At 63.4% G+C, this 18,325-nt stretch carries 15 protein-coding genes and 3 tRNA genes; 10 read left to right on the forward strand and 8 right to left on the reverse strand.

Going from position 1 to position 18,325, the window contains the following annotated elements; genetic code table 11:
* Nucleotides 1-153: 153 nt before the first annotated feature.
* The 3 genes from JS536_RS01470 to JS536_RS01480 form a co-directional block, all read right to left on the reverse strand.
* Complete coding sequence (locus JS536_RS01470) at nucleotides 154-837, reverse strand: TetR/AcrR family transcriptional regulator (RefSeq protein WP_109057911.1); 684 nt, start codon at nucleotides 835-837, stop codon at nucleotides 154-156.
* Nucleotides 838-953: 116 nt separating this feature from the next.
* Complete coding sequence (locus JS536_RS01475) at nucleotides 954-2,324, reverse strand: DUF2974 domain-containing protein (protein WP_214355518.1); 1,371 nt, start codon at nucleotides 2,322-2,324, stop codon at nucleotides 954-956.
* Nucleotides 2,325-2,528: 204 nt separating this feature from the next.
* A complete protein-coding gene (locus JS536_RS01480; protein ID WP_214355689.1) occupies nucleotides 2,529-3,110 on the reverse strand; it encodes a methylated-DNA--[protein]-cysteine S-methyltransferase in 582 nt (193 codons plus the stop codon).
* A gap of 230 nt (nucleotides 3,111-3,340) precedes the next feature.
* On the opposite strand from JS536_RS01480, the gene JS536_RS01485 reads away from it, so the two are divergent.
* Nucleotides 3,341-4,492: an Mbeg1-like protein gene (locus JS536_RS01485; RefSeq protein WP_214355519.1), complete on the forward strand. Its 1,152-nt coding sequence runs from the start codon at nucleotides 3,341-3,343 to the stop codon at nucleotides 4,490-4,492.
* A gap of 189 nt (nucleotides 4,493-4,681) precedes the next feature.
* Here JS536_RS01485 and JS536_RS01490 read toward each other — a convergent pair whose 3' ends face one another.
* The gene (locus tag JS536_RS01490) at nucleotides 4,682-5,242 is read right to left on the reverse strand and encodes an NAD(P)H-dependent oxidoreductase (RefSeq protein ID WP_214355520.1); all 561 of its coding nucleotides are present in this window, start codon (nucleotides 5,240-5,242) and stop codon (nucleotides 4,682-4,684) included.
* Between the two features lie 287 nt (nucleotides 5,243-5,529).
* Between JS536_RS01490 and JS536_RS01495 the strand changes: the two genes are divergently transcribed.
* The 4 genes from JS536_RS01495 to JS536_RS01510 all read left to right on the forward strand — a co-directional run bounded on the left by JS536_RS01495 (nucleotide 5,530) and on the right by JS536_RS01510 (nucleotide 6,545).
* The gene (locus JS536_RS01495; RefSeq protein ID WP_214355521.1) at nucleotides 5,530-5,982 is read left to right on the forward strand and encodes a GntR family transcriptional regulator; all 453 of its coding nucleotides are present in this window, start codon (nucleotides 5,530-5,532) and stop codon (nucleotides 5,980-5,982) included.
* A 261-nt stretch (nucleotides 5,983-6,243) separates the two neighbouring features.
* Nucleotides 6,244-6,316, forward strand: a tRNA-Gly gene (locus JS536_RS01500).
* A gap of 38 nt (nucleotides 6,317-6,354) precedes the next feature.
* Nucleotides 6,355-6,426 (forward strand) — tRNA-Val (locus tag JS536_RS01505).
* 46 nt (nucleotides 6,427-6,472) lie between these two features.
* Nucleotides 6,473-6,545: transfer RNA gene (locus JS536_RS01510), tRNA-Val, on the forward strand.
* 252 nt (nucleotides 6,546-6,797) lie between these two features.
* Here the strand turns inward: JS536_RS01510 and JS536_RS01515 are convergent.
* Nucleotides 6,798-8,168, reverse strand: a complete 1,371-nt coding sequence (locus JS536_RS01515; RefSeq protein ID WP_214355522.1) for a triacylglycerol lipase — start codon at nucleotides 8,166-8,168, stop codon at nucleotides 6,798-6,800.
* Nucleotides 8,169-8,264: 96 nt separating this feature from the next.
* On the opposite strand from JS536_RS01515, the gene JS536_RS01520 reads away from it, so the two are divergent.
* On the forward strand, nucleotides 8,265-8,924 hold the full coding sequence (locus tag JS536_RS01520; RefSeq protein WP_214355523.1) for an HAD-IA family hydrolase: 660 nt from the start codon (nucleotides 8,265-8,267) through the stop codon (nucleotides 8,922-8,924).
* Nucleotides 8,925-9,209: 285 nt separating this feature from the next.
* Here JS536_RS01520 and JS536_RS01525 read toward each other — a convergent pair whose 3' ends face one another.
* Together JS536_RS01525 and JS536_RS01530 are read right to left on the reverse strand one after the other, a co-directional pair.
* Nucleotides 9,210-10,763 carry an amino acid permease gene (locus JS536_RS01525; protein WP_214355524.1) on the reverse strand — a complete coding sequence of 518 codons (1,554 nt, stop codon included), beginning with the start codon at nucleotides 10,761-10,763 and terminating at the stop codon, nucleotides 9,210-9,212.
* 72 nt (nucleotides 10,764-10,835) lie between these two features.
* Nucleotides 10,836-11,516: a LysE family translocator gene (locus tag JS536_RS01530; RefSeq protein WP_214355525.1), complete on the reverse strand. Its 681-nt coding sequence runs from the start codon at nucleotides 11,514-11,516 to the stop codon at nucleotides 10,836-10,838.
* Between the two features lie 169 nt (nucleotides 11,517-11,685).
* On the opposite strand from JS536_RS01530, the gene JS536_RS01535 reads away from it, so the two are divergent.
* The 4 genes from JS536_RS01535 (at nucleotide 11,686) to JS536_RS01550 (ending at nucleotide 16,861) form a co-directional block, all read left to right on the forward strand.
* Entirely contained in the window at nucleotides 11,686-12,009 is a 324-nt protein-coding gene (locus JS536_RS01535; RefSeq protein ID WP_109057918.1) for a type II toxin-antitoxin system RelB/DinJ family antitoxin, read from the forward strand.
* A gap of 6 nt (nucleotides 12,010-12,015) precedes the next feature.
* On the forward strand, nucleotides 12,016-12,396 hold the full coding sequence (locus JS536_RS01540) for a hypothetical protein (RefSeq protein WP_109057919.1): 381 nt from the start codon (nucleotides 12,016-12,018) through the stop codon (nucleotides 12,394-12,396).
* A gap of 305 nt (nucleotides 12,397-12,701) precedes the next feature.
* The gene (locus tag JS536_RS01545) at nucleotides 12,702-14,126 is read left to right on the forward strand and encodes an alpha/beta hydrolase-fold protein (protein ID WP_214355526.1); all 1,425 of its coding nucleotides are present in this window, start codon (nucleotides 12,702-12,704) and stop codon (nucleotides 14,124-14,126) included.
* A gap of 239 nt (nucleotides 14,127-14,365) precedes the next feature.
* Nucleotides 14,366-16,861 carry a DUF2156 domain-containing protein gene (locus JS536_RS01550; protein WP_240544218.1) on the forward strand — a complete coding sequence of 832 codons (2,496 nt, stop codon included), beginning with the start codon at nucleotides 14,366-14,368 and terminating at the stop codon, nucleotides 16,859-16,861.
* Nucleotides 16,862-16,949: 88 nt separating this feature from the next.
* Here JS536_RS01550 and JS536_RS01555 read toward each other — a convergent pair whose 3' ends face one another.
* Entirely contained in the window at nucleotides 16,950-18,230 is a 1,281-nt protein-coding gene (locus tag JS536_RS01555) for an MFS transporter (RefSeq protein ID WP_214305053.1), read from the reverse strand.
* Nucleotides 18,231-18,325: the final 95 nt, after the last annotated feature.

Genomic DNA, 18,325 nt, shown 5'->3' on the forward strand with positions numbered 1-18,325 from the left:
GGTGGGTTCCGGGGCGGTGCCGGTGGTGGGGATGTTGGCGTTGGCCGCGATGACGGCGTCGCTGCCGCCGCGGGGATCGGATACATTCATGATGTTCTCGTCAGTCATGGTTCCATCTTCCCGTGAGCGGCGCGAAAACGCCAGCATTGCAGGCTATTGCGCCTTGTGAGAAACCTCACCGGCCGGCGTACCGGTTGCGGACAGGCCCTGTGCGTTGTGGACGAAGATGCGGTTCCAGTAGGCGAGCATGTCCTCGCGGCTCATGGCCAGGTAGATGCCCATGGCCAGCACGGCCACGTCCTCCTTGAGCAGGTCCTTGATCTCGATGGTGTCGCTGAGTTCCGGCCAGCGCTGGAGCACGGCGAGCATGCCGCCCACGGTGAACTCCACCATGAGATCGGTTTTGAGGCTGATGTGCTCGGGGTTGAGCTGAAGCATGCTGAGCATTTGCAGACGGGCGAAATCACGCAGGGATTCGGTCAGATCCAGCGTGCTGTGCGGGCCGGCGAGCAGGGCCAGGCGGTCGAGGCGCTGGCGTGGAGCGGGGGCGGCGAGCAGCGCGGTGATGCGTTCGCGCCACTGCTCGCCGGGATTGCCGTTCGGATCCGGGGCTTGGGGAAGCGGGATGGCCTCCACCTGATGCAGGATGGCGGAATCGGCCAGTTCGGGCAGGCCGGAGAAGTGGTAGTAGAAGGAATTGCGGTTCACGCCGGCCTCGCGCACCACGTCCGTGACGGTGATCTTGCGGTAGTCGCGGTCGGCCAGCAGCTCCCAGAAGGCGTTTTCAAGGCGTTCCTTGGCCGGGAGCACTTCGGAATCATGGCGTGGGCGTGGCATTGTTCCCTCTTTTCGCTGGTTGTGTTGGTCATGCTGTCTAAATAATTTATTGTACAGTATACCCAATTACGGAATATCTGATTGCGGAGGGTTTGCTGGCTTGAGTGCGAATGGCCTTACTCGGCCGGAAGACCGCGGTCGTTGTTGACAGCGGATGCATCACCGTCGGTCGTTGCCGTAGGTTCGGAATCGGCCGAACCGGGCTCTTCGTCCTTCTGCGCCGCGGGTCCGGCCGTCGTCGCGCGCTTGCGTTTGGCGGTGGACGCCTTGAACAGAATCGCCAACGCTTCGGTCAGATGCCGGCGGTCCTCGGGCGTGAGCCCCACGTATGCGCCCAGCATGGAGGGAATCGCGGCGGGGAGGCTGCCCATCAGGTCACTCAGACTGGTGGCGCCGTTCGCGTGCAGCACACGGAACAGCGCGTCCACGGCACGCTCACGCTGCTCCGGGGTCAGCGCCGCGATCCAATGGTTGAGCTGCTCGTTGAACAGTTGCGAGCTGGAACTCAAATCAGGTTCGGTCACGAACCGATCGCCGTCCACCAGCCAGGTGTACGCCGAATGCTGCATGATGCCGTCGGAATCAGACGAGACCACGCGGCAAGGTTCGGGCGTCTCGAAAATCATGCCCACGATCGACGAATCCGGCACGATCTTCGTCACCTTCGGCTGCACGGCCTGATACGCCGGACTGGTCACGATCTCCGGCGGGAAGCCGGGGCCGTCCAGCGAGTAGATGTGCTCGATGCGCCGCTGCACCTTGGGTTCGGCGTTCATGGCCGAGTAGATCGCCAGATTGCCGCCCTTGGAGTGGCCCACCAGAATGATCGGCCCCTGCCACAGGCGCGCCACCGTGTCCAGGTAGGCGCTCGCCGCGCGTTGGGCCGGCACCGGGTACTGGAAGGACATGTTGAAATCCTCCTTCCAACCGATCAGCGAATCGTCGGTGCCGCGGAAGGAGATGACAAGCGTGCCCTTATGCGTGGGATTGCGGCGGTTGCGGCCGTCCGGCAACTGGAAGGTGGCCGCCGCGAACTGTGTCTGCTCGCCGCGGTTGATGTGTTCGACCACCGCACCGAGACGCACGTCCGCGAATCGCGGGGAGACCGCGCACGCCTCGAACAGACGGTGGGTCAGGCTTGGATCGATGACCGAAACGACTTGCGGCTCGTGCGGTTTGTCGTCCGCATCGGTGGTGAGTGAGCGGTGCAGTTCCTGGTTCGCGTCCGCGAGACTGACCGACTCCAACGCCGGATGCCACAGCGCTTTGAACCAGACGAGAGGATGGCGGGGCTCGAATGCGCGGATGCGCGCCGCGAAGGAGCCGCCGGAGGATTGCGGCTGCGATTCATCCAGCATCAGCGTGGGGCAGATGGCGGCCACGTCCTCGTAGATGAGCGTGCCGAAGATCAGCGCGTCCACCTCGTTGAGCGGCAGTTCGGCAAACGTTCGCGTCTCGGTGCGTGCGTATTCGATGATGTCGCCCATGCCGCTGCCCTCCTTTGGTGTGCCTCGGTCCGTTTCGACGCTCCTGCCGGTCCTACGCCGGTTTGCATACGTAAGAAAAATTCTACGATTCCGCCGCGCGCGGCTTCCCGACGATGATCCCACGGCGAACATCCCCGCCCGTTTTCCCGCCATAATTCCCGGTGATGTGGGGTATGACGGAGATGGTGCTCGCCGATCGTTTTCCTACAGGTCGAAACGGGAGAGGTCCACGCCTTCCAGGTCGAGGAGAGTGGCCTTGATGTCGAGGCGGCCGCCGTAGCCGCCGAAGGAACGGCCGGAGCCGACCACGCGGTGGCAGGGGACGATGATGGTGATGGGGTTGCGCTTCACCGCGCCACCCACGGCCTGCGCCGCCATGCGGCCGCCGCCGCGTCGCTCCGCCAGCTCGGCGGCGATGTCGCCGTAACTGACCGTCCGGCCGTACGGGATTTCGGCGATGAGGTCCCACACCTCATGCTGGAACGGCGTGCCCTGCGCGTGGAGCGGGGGAGCGGAACCGAAATCGGGGCGCTCGCCGGTGAAGTAGGCCCTGAGCCAGGCACTGGTCCGGCGGAAGATATCGCGGGCGCCTTCGGAAGCGCGGTGTTCCGGTGCGATGAGGACAACGGTATCCAAGTGCGCATCGCCCGCAGTGGTCGTGCTATCGGGGATGCTGGCGTCCGCGGCGTCGCCGGTCGCGGTTCCGCAGTCATCGTCGTTCCGGCTTCTCGCCCACCACCAGTCCTCCAGACACAGTTCGGTCAGCGCCGTGCCGTCGGACGCCATGTGCATGCGGCCGATCGGTGTGACGACCGTGGCGGAATACGAGGGGTGTGCGGGCTGCGCCGGCCGTGCGAATCGTGCGGATTGGGACATGACAACCATTATGCGTCGGCATAACCGTCGAGCGACGGCAACGCGGACGATTGATTCGGCTTGCCGTAGACCTTAGAGCAAAATCCTGTGCCGCAAACGCAAGATTCACGGCGGCACTCCAGGGCGGCTACAGTGGAGCCATGGGCAATCTGCTTGAATACGTGCGCACCGAGTTCCGCACCTTCGTGGACAAGCCGTTCTCCGCAGTGGACTCGCTGGTCCTGTCCGATTTCTCCTACGTCCATCCGCCCATGGCCGTCGTGCCGGCATTCGACGCGGCCAAAACCGTGGCTACCGTGCCCTTGGGCGCGATGCTGCGTGCCGAGGACTACCCTGATATGTTCTGCGCCGGCTCGGAATCGGTGAACCGCGAACGGCTCGACCTGCTCCGTGCGCTCGCCGAATCGCCGCGATGGCGCGGCCTGGCCATCGGCGAATCCGCCGAGCACACCGATCCGGCCAGTGAAACGCAATTCGCCGCCATGACCTTCGACCTGACCGACTGCGCCGGCTACGGGTCGCGCAATCCCACCCTATACGTGGCGTTCCGCGGCACCGAAGGCACGCTTGTCGGCTGGAAGGAGGACTTCAATATGGCCGTCACCTTCCCCGTGCCTGCGCAACGGTTGGCCGCCGACTATCTCCGCTCGATCGCCGCGCGCAGTGCCGGGCCATTCGGCGGCAATCCCGCGCAACTCATGGCGGGCGGTCACTCCAAAGGCGGCAACCTCGCCACCTACGCCACGATGATGCTGGAACAGCACGGCGAAACCGGCCGTGTCTCGCGCATCTTCTCGCATGACGGGCCGGGATTCCCGGCTGCGGTCGTGCAGTCGGACGACTACCAGGGCGTCGAGGGGCGAATCGACAAGACCGTACCGGAATCGTCGATCATCGGCATGCTGCTGGATTCCGGCGCCCAGCGGACCGTCGTACGATCGGATGCGGTGAGCATCCTGCAGCACATGTGCGGCACCTGGCAGATTGCAGACGGCGAGTTCGAGACCGTGCCCGAGCTCACGCGCGGCGCGCAGCTCATCGACCGTACCATCAGCGGATGGCTGGACCGCATTCCCGAGGAACGCAGGCGCATCGTGGTGGACGAGGTGTACGGCATCTTCGCCGCGGCCGGGTACGGCCAATTCGCGGATCTGGCCCAGCATTGGACCGAGGCGCTGCCGAAGATCGTGGCGGCCGCCCGCGGGACCGATCCCGAGGCCCGTGCGGTCATCGCGAGCGTGCTCAAGGCGATTCCGCAGTCGGCCGCCAGGTCGCTGAAGGACGAGCGCTGAAAGTGAGCGGTCGTCCCTGCTTCGTCGGCCCTTGCCTTGGCGGGGCTCATGGTCAGGCAAATAGTCAGGCAAATACGACGAAACGGGCCGGCGGCGCTGAAGTGCGCTACCGGCCCGTTTCCGTGAGGCTTATGCGAGGTTACGTAAGGCTATACGTATCGCTCGGTCACTCGGTCGCTGAGGTAAGGATCAGGCCTCGACGAACTTGAGGAAGGCGTCGACCTCGGCGGCGAGCTTGGCCTTGTCCTCGTCGGAGAGGGCCAGCTTGCCGGTGCCCCAGGCCTCCGGAGCCAGGGCCACGCCCACCTGCTCGGACTCGGGCAGCAGCTCGGCCTTGTTGAAGCCCAGCACTTCGTTCAGCTTGGCGCGGGTGCCGGCACCGGCGGACTGGCCGGCCACGGCGGAGATGGCGATCTTCTTGCCGGCCAGCACGGAGGCGGACTCGGCCGGGAACGGCTCCAGCGGGCGGGACAGCCAGTCGAGCAGGTTCTTCAGCACGCCCGGGTAGCTGTAGTTGTACTCCGGGGAGAAGATCCACACGCCATCGGCCTCGGCGACGGCCTTGCGGGCCTCGGCGACGGCGACCGGCGGGGTCGGGAACTCCTCGTCCTGGCTGAAGAACGGCACGTCGGAGTAATCCAGGAAGCTCACCTCGGCACGGTCGCCGATGAGGGCCTTGGCCTCGTCGGCCAGCTGGTCGTTGAAGCCGTACTTGTGCAGGCTGCCCACGATGAACAGAAGCTTGGTCATGATGTTTCCCTTCGTTTCATTGACTGCCGGATGCCATCCGGTGACGCGGCCGACGCGCTGCGTCCGATGTGGCATTCGTATCACCTTCAGTATTGTGCGATTGTGCCGCGGACACGCTTCACCTTGGGTGAAGAATGGCGGAATTCTGCGGTATCGAATGGGTGGTACTGTGTCGTTTGGTTGATACAGGTTTTGGCTGATACAGGGTGATGCCGGGCGGTGGACCCGTGCGCCGGCTGCGGTGCTGCGGCGTTTTGGATGCCGACCCTGTTGGAAAGGACACGACGATGGCTTCCATCGATGGTAGCGCGACCGGTTCGATCGTGCTTGCCGGTGCTGATGCAGGTGCCGATATGGGTACTGATTCGGGTGTGGATTGCAGGGCATGCGCCAGAACGGATGTCAGCGGTTCCGACGGCATCGTGGCGCGGTTCACCGGGTTGATTCGTTCCGGCGAGTTGCCGTCGGGCGCCGAAATGCCGTCGATCCGTGGTCTTGCCGCCGAGCTTGGCGTGGCTCCGGGGACCGTGCGGCGGGCGTACGGCGAGTTGGAATCGCAGGGGCTGATCGTCACGAGCGCCGGCCGGCCGTCCCGTGTGGCGGAGCAGGAGGAGGCGCCGTGCGAGGTTCTGGCCGCCGTGCAGGTGCTCGTGGCCGCGGCGCATCGGCGAGGCGTGAGTCGGCGTGAGGTGCAGGACGTGATCGGCACGATGTGGGATATGCCGGCGCCCGAATTGTGAGATTATGGAACGCGGATTGGAATGGATTGGAGTGAGGTGGAGGTCGTCGGGCGGGTGTTCGTGGTGCGGTCTGTTGCTCGCGACACTCCGATGTGCGGGTCGATTTGCGATTGAAATGTGACTCGATTCAGGTGGCTTGAGGTGATTTGCGTCTGATGGCGAAAATCCAAAAACCGCGGAATTCCGCCGAGACACGCCGTAAGATGCATTTTTTCGCAAAAGCGCGTATCTTATTCACCTGTTGCTTCTCGCAAGCGACATGCGGACATAGCTTAGTTGGTAAAGCGCAACCTTGCCAAGGTTGAGACCGCGGGTTCGAGTCCCGTTGTCCGCTCTCAGAAGGCCGGCCACTCGGCCGGATGACCTAGACCCGGGCGGTTGGCGCAGAGGTAGCGCACTTCCCTGACACGGAAGGGGTCACAAGTTCGAATCTTGTATCGCCCACTCACATGCGGCCGGCAGGCGACTGCCGGTTTTGTTATGTGCCCTTGGGCGATTGGCGCAGCGGCTAGCGCACTTCGTTCACACCGAAGGGGTCGTAGGTTCGATTCCTACATCGCCCACCCTTCATCTCCCGCCAAGTTTGGCGGGATTTTTGTTTCGCCAGGCTCTTCGCCCCGATTCTGGGCATATACCAGCCAGTTATTCTGTGCATATACGTACCACAAACGAATGTCTGGGCATATACGTATCACGAAAACCAGGGAAACGGGGCCTTCGTGGTACGTGCATGCACAGAATCGGGAATGGCGGTCGATTCATGGTAGGTATATGCCCAGAAACGGCAGTGGTACAGACGGAATCCCTGTGATTTTTCACAATCCCCGGCGTTTGAGGGCGGCGACGATCTGCACGTAGAACTCGCGTACATCGAATCCGGGGATGTTCTCGCGATTGAGGTCGATCATGTCCGCATGCGAGATGCCGCGCGTGCCGTTCGGCTCCAGCCAGGTGAACCGTTCGCCCCAGGGGAACGACGGTTGGGCCACGAGCCCGTCGTTTGGTCCGTCGAACCACTTGACCAGCGGGTATGTGAAGTTCAGCGGGAACTTGCCGGTGGTGGCGTGCGCCAGTTTCGAGCCGACGCTCTGGCAGACGATGCCGGCGAAGGGATCGGAATCCGCCGGCCCGGCAGCTGGTCCGTGCGCTGGTACGGGGAATTGCGGGTGCGGCGATTGCGGCGTCCGAATCCCGGCGTCGCGTGGCACGGCATCACCGTCGGCGTTGCTTCCGCACGTGCCGTTCAGTTCCGCCCGGTCGCCGATTTCGGCATTCAGCCGCGTGCAGCCGGCCTGAGTCAGGTCATGCACCGCGGCCATGAAGTCGGGTCTGGCATCGCCGAGTCGTGCGGCCGCCGCATTGTATGCGGCCTCGACCTTCCGCTGGACGGCGAGCGGGATGTTGGTCAGCAGATAGTCGGCGAACCCGCAGCCGCGATGCGGCGTGTTGATGGTGGTGAGCGAGGCCACGAACGGCGCCGCCCCGCAGCGGGCGATGGCGTAACGCATGTCAAGCCCGCCCTTGGAGTGCGCGATGACGTTCACCTTGCCGCATCCGGTCGTCTCCACGATATGCCGGATGCGCGCGGTCAGCTCGCGGGCGGAATCCGGCACGGACGCGGCCGACTGGTGCTCGCCGTAATAGATCGTGGCGCCGTTGCGCTGGAGTTCCGCCGGGATACGGCCCCAGTAGTTGAGCAGTGCGGTATCGCGGAAGAACACGCCATGCACCAGCAGGACCGGGTATCGCGTGGCACAGATGCGTTCGGACGCCCGCGCGCGGTCCAGCTGTTCCTTGGCGGTCTCGAACCGCACCTCCTCGCCGACCGTGTGGATGATGAGTCGCAACGCGATGAGGTTCGCAACGGGTATCCAGCCGCACAGTATGCCGATCACGCGGATTTTGAGGCCGAGCTGCACCGACGTGACGTATACGGTGATGATGCCGATCCAGAAGACGATGGATTCGATGACGATTACGGCTGTGAGCCCCGCAGTCCAGACCGGCCACGCCGTGCCCCATGGCGCTGGCCATGATATGGCGAGCATGGTGATGAGCGTTGCCGCGAGCCCGATGGTGGCCATGAGCGTGGTCCACCAGAACAGCCTCAGCATGTTGACACCGAACCTGCACGCGGTGATGCGACCGGTCATATGCCCCACTGTTCCCCCTACGTTGACGGCCATGTCAATCTCAGTCTATTCACCGTAGCGCCGCGGCGGTGCGGTCCGTAGATGAACTTTGCGGGAACGACGGTGCGTGGGCCGGCTAGGGTAGTGGCCATGGCTGCGTTTACCGATGTGATCTTCGATTTCTGCGATGTGCTGGTCGATTGGAAACCCCGCGTGCCGCTGGAGGGGCAGGTCCCGGCCGAGGTCATCGACCGGCTGTTCGACCGCGCTGATCCATACGGTTTCTGGCATTACGACGAGCTGTCCGATCTGGGTTGGAGTGAGGAGCGGATTCTCGCCGATTATGCCGTGCATCATGGGCTTGACGACTCCGGTAATGGCGAGGGTGACGGCGGTGATGGTACGACGGCTGATACCGCCGCCTTGCGGGCGTTCCGTCGCTACTTCGAACGGCAACGTTTGGCCCTGGTCGGCATGCTGCCCGGCATGCCCGAACTCCTGCGCGACTTGGACACGGCCGGGGTGCGCTGCTGGGGACTGACCAACTTCACCGTCAAATACGTGGATGCCGCACGCGAGCTGTTCCCCGCGTTGCGACTGCTCAAGGATGTGGTGGTCTCCAGCGCCGAACGCATTCACAAGCCGGATCAGGAGATCTTCCGCCGCGCCATCACCCGATTCGGCGTGGAGCCCGCGCATACGGCCTTCGTGGACGACAAGCCGTGGAACGCCCAAGCCGGAACCGCGGCGGGTCTGACCGGCATCCGTTTCACCGACGCCGCGTCGTTGCGGGCGCGGCTGTTGGACTGAAAACGATTCAGTCGGATTCGGTCAAATAACTGTGCTAACTGTGCCGCAAACAATTAGGCTCTGTTAAACCAAAATTGACATGAATCCCGCCGGACTACCCCTCAGTCGGCTTCGCCGACAGCTCCCCTGACAAGGGGAGCCAAGAATAAGGGACATGTCAATCTTGGTTTAACAGAGCTAACAACTGTGCCGGGCCGCATGCGTTTGCATACAGGTCCGGCACAGAGGCGATCGTCACGACTTCGTATCGTGCGTATCGGCAGCCTTACGTAACCTTGCACAGCCTCACGGCAGCTGCAGCGGCTTGTCCTCCTCGCGCGGATGGGACTTGCGCCACCAGCGCTGCACGAAATACGCGGCGTAGCACACCACGATGAACACGAGTTCGGCCCCCAGCGCGAACCGCTGCTCCTTGTCGAAGAAGACCAGCAGGAACGAGGCGGTGCACAGGATGAACGCCGCCCACGAGGTCCACGGGTAGCCGGGCGTCTTGTACTTGAGCTCGTCCGCGGAATGTCCGGACGCGATCCAGCGCTTGCGGAACACGATCTGGCAGTACGCGATCGCAATCCACACCACCACCGCGGACAAGCCGGAAAGCGCCACCAGCACCAGGTACACGGTCGAGGCGGCGATCACCGAACTCAGCAACGCCAGCAGACCGCCGGCCATCGCGGCGCACAGGGCCAGCATCGGCACGCCATGACGGTTCGTCTTGGCGAACCAGCGCGGGATCATGCCCTCGTTGCCCATCGACCACACCATGCGCGTGGAGGCGTACAGGCCGGAATTCGAGGCGGACAGCACGGCCGTGAGCACCACGAAGTTCATGATGTCCGCCGCGTACGGGATGCCGATGGAGCTGAACACGAGCACGAACGGGCTTTCGCCCACGCCCGCCTGACGCCACGGAATCAGGGCGCTCATCACCACGATGGAGCCGATGAAGAACAGCACCAGACGCCACAGCGTGGTGTGGATGGCCTTCGGCACGGCGGTCTCGGGGTCGCGCGTCTCGCCGGCGGTCACGCCGATGAGCTCGGTGCCGGAGAACGCGAAGTTGACGGTCAGGATCGTGGCGAACACCGGCATGAAGCCGTTCGGGAAGATGCCGTCCTTGGTGAGGTTGCCGAACAGCGGGGCATGGTCGTAGCCCTTCATCGGCAGTACGCCGAAGATCGCCAGCAGACCGATGCCGATGAACGCGCAGATGGCGAACACCTTGATGGAGGCGAACCAGAACTCTGCCTCCGCGAAGAACCGCACGGACAGCGCGTTGAGCGTGAAAATCAGTATGATGCAGGCCGCGCTCCATATCCAAGTGGGCGTGTGCGGGAACCACCGTTGCATGAGCAGGCCGGCCGCGGTGAATTCGGAGCCGAGCGCCACAGTCCAGGTGAGCCAGTACTGGATGGCGACCACGAATCCGGTGCCGGGGCCGATGAACTTCTCGGCGTACACGTGGAACGAGCCGGTCACCGGCATGGCCACCGACAGCTCGCCGAGGGTCAGCATCACGAGGTACACGATGACCGCGCCGATGCCGTACGCCAGGATCGTGCCGATCGGGCCCGCCTGCTGGATGGTGTAGCCGGAGCTCAGGAACAGGCCGGTGCCGATCACGCCGCCCAGCGAGATCATCTGCAGGTGGCGCGATTCCATGCCGCGCTTGAGATTCGTGTGCAGTGCGTGCTTGGTATGGTCTTTGCCGTCGGTTTCGCGGTTGGTTCCGGTAACGGTAGCGGGTTCGCCGGTGCTCGACGCGGCGGGAATCGATGGCGATGCCGCTGCGGGCTGGGACGGCGACTGCGCCGTCGTATCAAGGTCGGGTTGGCTCATGCTGCTCTCTCTGACATGCGTGTTCCATGGCGGCCGCCTCAAGACGGCCCGGAACAGTATACCGGCACGGGGCTACGCGGCCAGACGGCTCCGTACGGCTTCGGTGATGGTCACGCCGCCCAAAATCGCCATGATGCCGGCGGATACCAAGCTCAGGATTCGGCGCGAACGGCCGGACTTGAGTCTGCTGGCGAAGAACGCGGCCATGCATGCCAGCGTGATGAGTACGGCCATGCTTTCGACGAAGTGAATAAGGCCCAGTGAGACGCCCATCTGCAGATGGTCCACGCCGGGCACCAGGAACTGCGGGATCACGGCGATGTAGAAGACGCCGATCTTCGGATTGAACAAGTCGGTGAGGAAGCCGCGCACGAACGAGGAGACGATGGGGAAGCGGGATCCGGCGGCTTCGGTTGGTGCAAGTTGCGAAGCGCGCTCCTGTGATTGCTCGGCTTTGTGCTCGTCCTTCGGCTTGCGGACAAGGCTGACCGCAAGGTACAGCAGGTACAGTCCACCGAGTAGTCGGATGGCGTCATAGGCGACGGGCAGGGCGTTGATGATGGCGGCAAGGCCCACCGCGGCCGCCATCGCCCACACCAGCACGCCGAACGAGATGCCGCACGCCGCCGCGATGCCGCGCCTGCGGGTGGTGTTGATGGTCTCGTTGACCACCATCATCATGTCGAGTCCCGGCAGCAATGCCATCGACCCCGCCACCAACGCGAACCCCAGCAATGCCTGTGCGTATGTCATGGTGATGTGATGCCTCCTTCACTGCCGTGGCTGTCTTCCGCCCATTGAACCCGCCTTTCATTGGCGACATGTTACGGATGGTGGTGCAGTTAAGTCATGTTGACGTCATTTTGATTTCGTTTATATTCGGAATAGAATACAAATGAAATCAAAATGGTGGAGGTAGGTCATGGTCACGTCAACATATCGGGTGGATGCGGATTTGAAGAAGCAAGCAGCCGAATTGTACGAATCGATGGGCATGAGCCTGAACACCGCGATCAACGTATTCCTGCGCCAGTCGGTCAAGGAGCAGCGTATGCCCTTCCAGCCGAGCGCCGCGCCTGTAGCTCCGGCATTGCCCGAAGCGGGTACGGTTGCGGCGAATGGAGTAGTGTATCAGGGGCTGGACGATCGAGGGTATCCGATTGTTTCTATTCCCGGCAGAATGATTGCCGAGCCAAAACGTGACGCGGACGGTACGCCGGTGCTGCCGCAATCATGGAAAGACTGAATCATCATGTCTGACCGTCCTGTTCTGAAACCCGTGCCGGAGATTTTGCGCACGTTCGATGTGTACCGCATGCCAGTCAGGTTCGAGGAGGACAAGACCCGTTCGCGCAACCACTATGTCACGTGCATCGTCATCGACGTGGATGGTGATGGTGGCGTAGCGGTGAAGCTGACCAGCAATCCGAAGTGGGAAGGTGCCGGTGACGTTCAACTGCTTGATTGGGAGCAAGCTGGTTTGACGCACGTTACCACCGCTCGCTGTGCGCAGCTGGTTCGTTTCAAACGCAAGGATTTGCAAGGATATACGGGAACGCTGAGTAGGGAAGACGCCATCAGGCTGGTGGGTGCGCTGAGCAGCGTGCCTCCTGATGAATCTATCTGGCTGTGATTCGGTCCGTTGAGGGCTGGAGAGGGAGACTGGGCAATCGGAGGTTGAACTCCTTTCGACATGGGTGGAACCTGAAGCTCTGTTACACCAAGATTGATAGGAACTCCATTGAACTACCCTTCAGTCGGCTTCGCCGCCAGCTCCCCTGACAAGGGGAGCCAAGAATAAGGGCCATGTCAATCTTGGTTTAACAGAGCCAAACCTGAAGAAAGCTTGGGAACTTTCATTGGGTTTTATGAAATTGGCCGATACTCCATGGTCTGCGCGTTAGGGTTACGCGCTTGGAATCCGTGGGGGAGGATGGCATGCAGAACTCCGTATGGATGAAAACGGTGATGGAGTGGTCGTTGGTCCGTGGTGCGCTGCCGCGGACCGTATTCGGCGTGACCGCAGTCGTCGCGGCCGTGCTGATCGTGCTGATGCTCGTGGATGCGGTACGCGATGTCGGCCGGAACGGCGGTCGAAGTGAAGCGTTGCGCGACTCCGTCTGGCTGCGGCCGCTGCTGGTTTCGCTCATCGCCATGGTGATATGCGAGGTGCTCGGCACGGTCGCGGCATGGCTGGTCTCCGACGTGTTCGTGGTGTTCGGCGTCTCGCTGGGCTGGCCCGTGATCTTCACCGTGGGCGCCGGATTCGCCGCGTTGGGCTTCGCGCTCACGGCGGCCATAAGGACCCATAGTTTTCGCCGAATCTGCGCGATCGTACTGATCCCGCTCATCATACTGTCCACCGGATTGGGTGTGGATGGCATCTACGGCGAGTACCAGACCGTCGGTAGCCTCGTGGGATACACGCCCTATGCCTCCATCGATTCGGTCGATGTCCATAAAGTCTCGATGAGCGTGGAGCAATGGCTGAACAAGGCGCAGCAGAACGCCCTGCCGGACATGCCGAAGCAGGGCAAGGTGCTCACCGTGGATATCCCGAACACCAAGTCCGGTTTCGCGGCCCGCAAGGCGATGATCTACCTGCCGCCCGCGGCGCTGAGCAAGCAACCGCCCGCGCTGCCGGTGATGGAGCTGCTCGCCGGCCAGCCCGGCAGTCCTGGGCGACTGGTCGCCGCCGGCGGCATTGCCGCGATGATGAACACGTACGCCGCCAGCCATCATGGCCTAGCCCCGATCGTGCTGGTGCCCGACCAGAACGGCGCCGACACCCACAACAGCCTGTGCGCGGACACCACCCAGGGCAAGGCGGAAACCTATCTGACCCAGGACGTGGTGGCATGGGCCAAGCGCACCCTGCCTGTGGCCAAGAAAGCTTCGATGTGGGCCATCGGCGGGTTCTCGCAGGGCGGCACCTGCACCACCCAGCTTGCCCCGCGTCACCCGGACCTTTACGGCGCCATGCTGCCGGTGGACGGCGAGCTGAAGCCGACCAACGGCACCGTCGACGAGATGGTCCAGAACTACTTCGCCGGCGACCGTAACGCCTATGACGCGCAGGTGCCGGTCAACGCCATCGCCGCGACCGGTTCCTCCAGTCAGGCGTTGTTCGCCGGTGCTGGCGAGAGGGACGCCGAATCAATCAGGAACATGCGCACGATTGCGGCGGCCGCTCGCAAGGCAGGTATGGAGGTCACGGAATTGCTGGTGCCCGGCACCGGCCACGACTGGCACGCCGTGCAGGCCGTCTGGAAACCCGGACTTGAATGGTTCGGACAGCGAACCGGATTGGGAGCCATGACGAAATCAGTGAAGGAATACAGTCAAGTGGAGGTGCTGCAATGAGCGGAACCGCAATGAACACAGCGGTGAATGCCGCAACGAACGCCGCAACAGCCACAGTGACGAACACCGCGACGAACAAGCCGAAACAAGCCCCGCGCCGCCCGGCCTCCTCCCACGCGGCCGGCAACTGGAAGGCGTTGGCCGATGACGCGCGGCGCTGGGTGCGTAGCCACCGTCTCTGCGTCACTGCCACTGCCGGATTGGTAGTGCTGAACCTCGTGGTCTGGCTGGTGGCCGTCATGGCCGGATTCGCGTTTCCGCTGCGCCTGAGCACCAGCATGGCCGAATTCAGCTTCGGCAAACTCGTCGCCACCCTGTTCTTGGCCCGAGGCGTGCTGCAGCTCGTCATCGACGCCGTGCTATGGATCGTCATGCTGTCCATCGCCGAAACGCGATTGGGGCGTCGCCTCACCATCATCACCGCGTTCACCTGCGCCGTCATCGGCATCTTCGTCGGACTCGCCCTGTGCTCGGCGATCGGCTGGATATTCCAGGATTCCAGCTTCGTTGCGCGGATGGGATTCACGCTGAGCCCGCTGGCACTGCCGATCGGCGCGATGATGGCGGCCAGCGCACGGTGCAGCCATCTGTGGCGTCGCCGCATACGGATCATCGGTTATGCGGCAATCCTCGTCGTGCTGCTGTACAGCGGCAACCCCGGCGTCTACTGCATTCTGGTCGCCGCGCTCGCCGGGCATATCGCCGGACACGTGATGGCGAAACGTTCTGCTTCCTCCGCTGCCGAATCAGCTGATTCCTCCTCAACGGCCGAAATCGGCTGGCATTGGCTGCGCAGCACCTCCTTCGAGGCCCGCAGGATGTTCGCCGCAATCGCCGTGGTACTGGCGCTGGGCCCGGTCGTCGCCATCACCTCGCACAACCATGCCGGCCCGCTCAGCACCATCGGCCTGCTGATGAGCCCCGTCTCCGCCGACGACGGTACGTTGGCCCGCTGTCTGGCGGACGCCACCCATGACGGCTGCTTCCTGCAGTTCGACCTGATGCGCGCCTCGATGCCGGGGGCCGTGCTGCGCTCGCTGCTGCCCACGGCCGTCATGCTGGTGCTGGCGTGGGGCCTGTACCGGGGCCGCCGTTTCGCCGCCATCGCGACCGTGGGAATCAACCTGGTCGTCGCGGGGCTCGCCATTGCCTACTATCTCGTCGTTCCGCTGAGTTTCGCGCCGGACGGCATGGCGTCGCTGATGGAGCATGGCGCGCTGTCCGCATGCGTGGCGAACACCCTGCCTCCGCTGGCGTTCGCCGTCGCGTTGATCGTATCGATGCGGCATTTCCCGGTTCGTATCGGCTGGCGTCGTCTCATCGGCGGCATCGGGACGATGCTGGTGACCTTGCTGGCCTGCGCCGGCGTGTACCTGCTGTACGGACTGGCCCAGCCGGACGAATTCTCGCCGAACGCCACGGCCGCATCGTTGCTGGCCGAATTGCCGGGCCGGTTCCTGCCCATCGGATTCCTGAGCCATATGAAGTTGTCGTTCGTGCCGCGCACCCCGATGGCGTCCGTGATCTACCAGGGTGTCGGCCTGGTGTTCTGGATTGTGGTGCTGGGCGTGGTGATTCGTTGGATGGGCGATGTCACCCGTTCCAATGAACGTGCGCAGGAACGCGCCGGCCGGTTGGTGGAGACCGGCGGTGAATCGATGAGCTTCATGACCACATGGGAGGGTAACAGCTACTGGATGTCACCCACCGGCAAATCGGCCGTGGCGTACCGCGTGCTCAACGGCATCGCCCTGACCTGCACCGGACCGTTCGGCGACCCCGCGGAATGGAAGGACGATCTGGTCGGCTTCACGCAGTACTGCGTCGAACAGTCCTGGTCGCCGGTGTTCTACAGTGTGCATCGCGAACAGCGCGATCAACTGGTGGCAAGCGGCTGGCAGTCCATCGAGGTCGGCAGCGAGATGGTGGTCGATCCGCGTGCGTGGAAGACCACCGGCAAGAAATGGCAGGACGTGCGTACGGCCATCAACAAGGCCAAGCGCGACGGCATCACCGACGTGCAGTCCACGTTCCTGGAAGCGCCGCTGGACGTGCGCGAGCAGATCGAGGACATCTCCGAGGAGTGGGCGCAGCTCAAGGCGTTGCCGGAGATGAAGTTCACGCTCGGCGGCGTCGAGGAGCTGCGTGATCCGCGCGTGCGGCTGCTATACGCCGTGGACGCGGACGGCCGCGTGCTGGCGGTCACCAGCTGGCTACCCACGTGGCGTGACGGCCGCGTGATCGGCTGGACGCTCGATTTCATGCGTCACCGCACGGACAGCCCCAACGGCATCATGGAGTTTCTCATCGCGCGCATGGCCGAACGTCTGCGCGACGACGGTCAGGCCGATCCGGAGCATGCCGTGGAGTTCATGAGTCTGTCCGCCGCGCCGCTGGCCGGCATGAATCCCGAGCGGGACAACCGGAGCGGCGATGGCGATGCCGGCGCGGGCGTTGGCGGTGCCGCGGATGCCGGAAACGCAGCTGCGCCGGACGAGGGCGTGCAGGTGCTTCAGCACGCGCTGCAGATCGTGGCTGACTGGATGGAGCCGGCCTACGGATTCCACTCGCTGTTCAACTTCAAGCGCAAGTTCCAGCCCGCCGAGGTGCCCGTGTACGTGTGCTATCCCGATCCGGCCGCGCTGCCGACCATCGGGCTGGCGGTGGTGCGTGCCTACGTGCCGTCCGTCACGCCCGCCGAAGTGACCGGCATGCTCAAGACGTTGCGCGCGTAGCCTCGCCCGTGATAACGACTGTCCCCCAAGACGATGGGAGAGTATCGCCTTGGGGGGACAGTCATTATCACATCACTGAGTCGGTCAATCAGGCCTTGGTCGGATCCTTCTGAAGGAAGAGGAAGACGAGGGCCACGACCAGCAGAATCGCGATGGACAGCACGCCGAGCGATGCGTTGCCGGTCAGGGACGTGGTGGTGGCCACGAGGAACGTGCCGAGGATGGAAGCCGTCTTGCCGAAGATATCGTAGAAGCCGTAGTACTCGTTGGCGTGCTCCTTGGGGATGATCTTGCCGTAGTACGAGCGGGAAAGCGCCTGGATGCCGCCCTGGAACATGCCCACCAGAATCGCGAGGATCCAGAACTCGAGCGCGGACTTCAGGAAGAACGTGGCGAAGAACACGATGCCCATGTACGCCGCGACGGCCACCGTGATCATCGGCTTGCAGCCGAACCGGCCGGCCAGCCGACCGTACAGGATCGCGCACGGGAACGCCACGAACTGCGTGACCAGCAGGGCCACCACGAGCTGCGTGGAGTCGATGCCAAGCTGCGTGCCGTAGGACGTGCTCATCGAGATCACCGTGTTCACCGCGTCGATGTAGAAGAAGAACGCCACCATGAACATCCACAGCGGCTTGTTCTTCACGATCTTGCCGAATGTGGAGCCCAGCTCACGGAATGTGCCGCGGATCGCCTCGCGCGCGTGGTCGCGGGTGGCGCGGTAGTGCACCTGACGGTAGCTGGTGATGAGCGGAATGGTGAACGCCACCCACCACACGGCGGTGATGACGAACGAGGCGCGCGTGCAGGCCACCGTGGACCAGCCGAACAGCGCCGGGCCGCCGAAGATCAGTGCGATGCAGACGATGAACGGCACGGTGGAACCCACGTAGCCCCAGCCGTAGCCGTGCGAGGAGACCTTGTCCATGCGCTCGTTGGTGGTGGTGTCGATGAGCATCGAATCGTAGAACGTGAGCGAGCCGTTGAGACCGATGGTGGCCAGCACGTAGACGATGAGGAACGGCAGCCAGGTCAGCGGCAGCGCCATCGCGCAGCACATCACCACGCCCGTGCCGAAGAAGCCCAGGAAGAACTTGATCTTCATGCCCTGCACGTCGGCGATGGAGCCGAGCAACGGCATCAGCAGGGCGATGACGAGCGAGGCGATGGTCTGCGCGTACCCCCATGCGGACACGATGTTGCCGTCCGCGGGCATCAGCGACTTCGCGTAGATCGGGATGACCGCGGTGGACAGCAATACGAACGCGGAATTGCCCACGTCGTAGACGATCCACTTTTTCTCGTGTGCGGACAGTTTGCCGTTTGCGCCGTTCTGCGGCGGCGTTGCGATGCTGGCAGCGCTCATAATGCTCCTCGGATTCGTTGACTGCATTCCATCGTAAAAGCCGAGGATATGGGCGAAGTGCCGTTTAAGTTGAACGGAGCGTGAACAATATTGGG

The organism is Bifidobacterium sp. SO4, assembly GCF_018555355.1.
Classification (GTDB): domain Bacteria; phylum Actinomycetota; class Actinomycetes; order Actinomycetales; family Bifidobacteriaceae; genus Bifidobacterium; species Bifidobacterium miconisargentati.